This window comes from Micromonospora sp. AMSO31t (assembly GCF_008868175.1).
In the GTDB taxonomy this organism is placed as follows: domain Bacteria; phylum Actinomycetota; class Actinomycetes; order Mycobacteriales; family Micromonosporaceae; genus Micromonospora.
Map to the genome: position 1 here is coordinate 1 of NZ_WBKT01000262.1, position 3,715 is coordinate 3,715.

The 3,715-nt window shown below is 73.1% G+C and carries 5 protein-coding genes and 1 pseudogene; 5 read left to right on the top strand and 1 reads right to left on the bottom strand.

Annotated elements, in window-relative coordinates; genetic code table 11:
- Nucleotides 1-26: 26 nt before the first annotated feature.
- Nucleotides 27-1,289, top strand: a complete 1,263-nt coding sequence (locus F8274_RS30045; RefSeq protein WP_151465718.1) for an MFS transporter — start codon at nucleotides 27-29, stop codon at nucleotides 1,287-1,289.
- A gap of 10 nt (nucleotides 1,290-1,299) precedes the next feature.
- On the opposite strand, the gene F8274_RS30050 is transcribed toward F8274_RS30045, so the two are convergent.
- On the bottom strand, nucleotides 1,300-1,656 hold the full coding sequence (locus tag F8274_RS30050; RefSeq protein ID WP_151465714.1) for an STAS domain-containing protein: 357 nt from the start codon (nucleotides 1,654-1,656) through the stop codon (nucleotides 1,300-1,302).
- Between the two features lie 162 nt (nucleotides 1,657-1,818).
- Between F8274_RS30050 and F8274_RS30055 the strand changes: the two genes are divergently transcribed.
- The 4 genes and pseudogenes from F8274_RS30055 to F8274_RS30070 form a co-directional block, all read left to right on the top strand.
- Complete coding sequence (locus F8274_RS30055; RefSeq protein ID WP_151465715.1) at nucleotides 1,819-2,679, top strand: STAS domain-containing protein; 861 nt, start codon at nucleotides 1,819-1,821, stop codon at nucleotides 2,677-2,679.
- Nucleotides 2,679-3,089: an STAS domain-containing protein gene (locus F8274_RS30060; protein ID WP_151465716.1), complete on the top strand. Its 411-nt coding sequence runs from the start codon at nucleotides 2,679-2,681 to the stop codon at nucleotides 3,087-3,089. The genes F8274_RS30055 and F8274_RS30060 overlap by 1 nt, the downstream gene beginning before the upstream one ends.
- Nucleotides 3,086-3,505: an ATP-binding protein gene (locus tag F8274_RS30065; protein ID WP_151465717.1), complete on the top strand. Its 420-nt coding sequence runs from the start codon at nucleotides 3,086-3,088 to the stop codon at nucleotides 3,503-3,505. The genes F8274_RS30060 and F8274_RS30065 overlap by 4 nt, the downstream gene beginning before the upstream one ends.
- Nucleotides 3,502-3,715, top strand: a pseudogene (locus tag F8274_RS30070) (transcriptional regulator); the annotation flags it as partial. The gene F8274_RS30065 and the pseudogene F8274_RS30070, both read left to right, overlap by 4 nt.

A 3,715-nucleotide genomic window follows, 5' to 3' on the forward strand; every position in this document is an offset into this window, starting at 1 on the left:
CGGTCACCGACGCGCTCACCACCGACGTGACGCCCGGGCCGGCCCCGGCCGCCGCCCCCGCGCCGCAGGCCACCCCGGCCCGCGGCGGCCTGCTGGTCCTGGTCGGCATGCTGCTCGTGGCGGTCAACCTGCGCGCCGCGGTGACCAGCCTGGGCGCACTGCTCGACGAGATCCGCGACGGGCTCGGCCTCTCCGGCGCGACGGCCGGCCTGGTCACCACGCTGCCCACCATCGCCTTCGCCGGGCTCGGCGCGCTCACCCCGTGGCTGGTCCGCCGCTGGCCCGCCGCCCGGGTGCTGGTGGTGGCCATGGTCGCGCTGACCGTCGGGCAGGTGCTCCGCGTGGTCACCGACTCGACGGCGGTCTTCGTGCTCACCAGCGCGCTCGCGCTGGCCGGCATCGCGGTCGCGAACATCCTGCTGCCCATGCTGGTCAAGCAGCACTTCCCGCAGCGCACCGGGCTGGTCACCGGGGCGTACACGATGGCGCTCACCGTGGGAACCACGGTGGCCGCCGCCTCGGCGGTGCCGATCGCGCACGCCTTCGGCTCGTGGCGGGCCGGTCTCGGTGTGTGGGCCGGGCTGGCCGCGGTGGCCGTACTCCCGTGGGTGCCGCTGGCGCTGCGCGCCGGCGCCGCGCGACGCACGGCGATCCGCGCCGCGCGACGGGCGGCCGCGACCCCGGCGGTGGCCGCCGCCGCGCCGGCGCGGGTACGGCCCGCGCGCACCCGGCTCGGCTGGGCCATGGCGGTGTACTTCGGGGCACAGTCGCTCAGCGGGTACGCGATCATGGGCTGGCTGGCCCAGCTCTTCCGGGACGCCGGCTACGCGCCGGAGGCGGCCGGCCTGCTGCTCGCCGGAGTGACCGCGCTCGGCGTGCCGGTGGCGCTCATGATGCCGGCCCTGGCCGGCCGGCTGCCCACGCTGCGCCCGCTGGTGCTGTCGCTGACCGCCTTCTCGACGGCCGCGTACGTCGGCCTGGCGCTCGCGCCGCACGGCCTCGCGCCCCTCTGGGTGCTGCTGCTGGCCTTCGGTCAGGGCGCGTTCCCGCTGATCCTGACCACGATCGGCCTGCGCGCCCGGACCGCCGAGGGCACGGTAGCGCTCTCCGCCTTCGCGCAGAGCACCGGCTACGTGATCGCCGCGCTCGGCCCGCTGCTGGTCGGCATCCTCTACGAGGCGACCGGGGGCTGGACCGCGCCCATCGGCTTCCTGCTGGTGGCGCTCGCCGTGCAGACGGGGGCGGGCATGGTGATCGCCCGCCCCCGGCACATCGAGGACGAGCGCTGAGGGGAAACGGTCAGGAGGAGGCCGGCGTGGGATCGCCCGCCACGGCCTGCTCCACCGTCGGGTAGGTGTGCAGCACCTCGACCAGGCCGCTCACCTCAAGGATGCGGAGCACGCCGCGCTGCGGGGCGGCCAGCCGGACCACGCCGCCGGCCTCGTCGCAGCTGTTCTTGGCGCGTACGAACACCGACAGCCCGGTGGAGTCGCAGAACGACACCTCGGCCAGGTCGAACACGAGGCGGTTGCGCCCCTTGTCCAGCAGGTCCGTGATCTGGTCCTGGAGCTGCGGTGCCGTCGCCATGTCCAGCTCGCCCGCGACCGACACGACGACCACGTCGCCGCGCTGTTCCGTGTGCACCTTCAAGGACATTCGTCGACCTCCTGTGTTCGGTGGAACGGTATCCCACGAAGCTGGCGGCGTGCAGAACGGGAGCCGAGAAGGGTGCCCTCGATCATTTCGTTGCTGTGCGACAACTAGTGCCGCAGACCCCGGTGATAGAGTCCGCCCCGTCCAGAGTTCAGGGAGGTCACCATGGCGTTGAGCGCCGAACAGAGTGGTCGGCTCGCCCGCCTGCTGACCGAGCACGCCGACCGGCTGACCGCCCGCTGGACGGAGATCGTCGCCGGCTCGCTGCGCGGCCGGCTCAGCCAGGCGGAGCTGGCGCGGCAGGCGCGGGAACTGCACCGCAGCATCATCGACGCCGGGCAGCACGGTCTCCGCGACCTGGCCGACGAGCACGGCGGCGAGCTGCGGGCCGTGCTGGCCGAGCTCTCCGCCAGCCGGGCCCGGCAGGGCTTCAGCGCCACCGAGACCGCGATCAGCGTGTTCGCGCTCAAGGACGCGCTGCTGGAGCTCATGGAGCAGAGCCGGGACGCGGACACCCTCCGCGACTTCGTCGCCTACTCCGCCCTGATCGACCAGATGGGGCTGTTCACCTTCGAGAGCTTCGTGCGCACCCGCGAGGGCCTGATCGCCGACCAGGCCGAGCAGCTGCTGGAGCTGTCCACGCCGGTGGTGAAGCTGTGGGAGGGCGTGGTCGCCGTCCCGCTGGTCGGCACCCTCGACTCGGCCCGCGCCCAGGTGGTGATGGAGCGGCTGCTCCAGACCCTGGTCGACACCGGCTCGCCCTACGCGATCATCGACATCACCGGCGTGCCGGCGGTGGACACCCAGGTCGCCCAGCACATCCTCAAGACCGTGGTGGCCGCCCGGCTGATGGGCGCCGACTGCATCATCTCCGGCATCCGGCCGCAGATCGCCCAGACGATCGTGGCCCTCGGCATCGAGTTCGGCGACATCGCCACCAAGGCGAGCCTGGCCGACGCGCTGCGCCACGTGCTGCGCCTCACCGGCGTCGAGACCGCCACCCGCCGCGCCCGCCGGGAGTCCTGATGGAGCGGGTGCCGATCCTCAAGATCGGTGACATCCTGCTGGTCTCCATCCAGCTCGACATGTCCGACCAGACGGCGATCCAGCTCCAGGACGACCTCGCCGAGCGGATCGTCGCCACCGGCACGCACGGCGTGATCATCGACATCACGGCGTTGGACATCGTCGACTCCTTCGTCGGCCGGATGCTGTCCACCATCGCGTCCATCTCCAAGGTGCTGGACGCCGAGACGGTGGTGGTCGGGATGCGTCCCGCCGTCGCCATCACCCTGGTCGAGCTGGGGTTGTCGCTCAACGGCATCCGCACCGCGCTGAACGTCGAGCGCGGCATGGAGCTGATCGCGGCGAGCCGGGCCGACGAGTGGGACGAGGCGGACGCCGACGAGGACGCCGAGACGACGGCCACGCCATGACCGCCGGCGTCGACCTGGGGGTGCCCGCGACCCAGGCGATCCGCAGCGACGAGGACGTGGTCCGGGTGCGGCAGCTGGTGCGTACCACCGCCGTCGCCGTCAAGCTCTCGCTGGTCGACCAGACCAAGCTGGTCACGGCCGCCAGCGAGCTGGCCCGCAACACGCTGATCTACGGCGGCGGGGGCAGCGCCGAGGTGACCACCGTGGAGGATGGCCGCCGCCGCGGGGTCCGCATCGTCTTCGCCGACCAGGGGCCGGGCATCGCCGACCTCGACGAGGCCTTCACCGACGGCTTCACCACGGGTGGCGGGCTGGGCCTGGGGCTCAGCGGCGCCCGCCGGCTGGTCGACGACTTCGACATCTGGACCGCTGTGGGTGAGGGCACCCGGATCACCGTCATCAAGTGGTCCCGATGATCGGCGACGTGGTCGCCGACCACGGTCTCTGGTTCCGGGTGGAGAGCGGCGCCGCCGCGAGCAGCGTGCGGCGGGCCGCCGAGCGGCTCGGCCGGCAGGTGGAACTCGGCGAGCCGCGCGTCGCCGACCTGGCCATCGTCAGCGCCGAGATCACCAGCAACCTGGTCAAGCACGCCCGGGAGGGCACCCTGCTGCTCCGGCCGGTACGCC

What these genes read in the sequence shown, in the direction of transcription:
- F8274_RS30050 (WP_151465714.1), bottom strand. Translation starts at nt 1,656, where the DNA reads ATGTCCTTGAAGGTGCACACGGAACAGCGCGGCGACGTGGTCGTCGTG.
- F8274_RS30055 (WP_151465715.1), top strand. Translation starts at nt 1,819, where the DNA reads ATGGCGTTGAGCGCCGAACAGAGTGGTCGGCTCGCCCGCCTGCTGACC.
- F8274_RS30060 (WP_151465716.1), top strand. Translation starts at nt 2,679, where the DNA reads ATGGAGCGGGTGCCGATCCTCAAGATCGGTGACATCCTGCTGGTCTCC.
- F8274_RS30065 (WP_151465717.1), top strand. Translation starts at nt 3,086, where the DNA reads ATGACCGCCGGCGTCGACCTGGGGGTGCCCGCGACCCAGGCGATCCGC.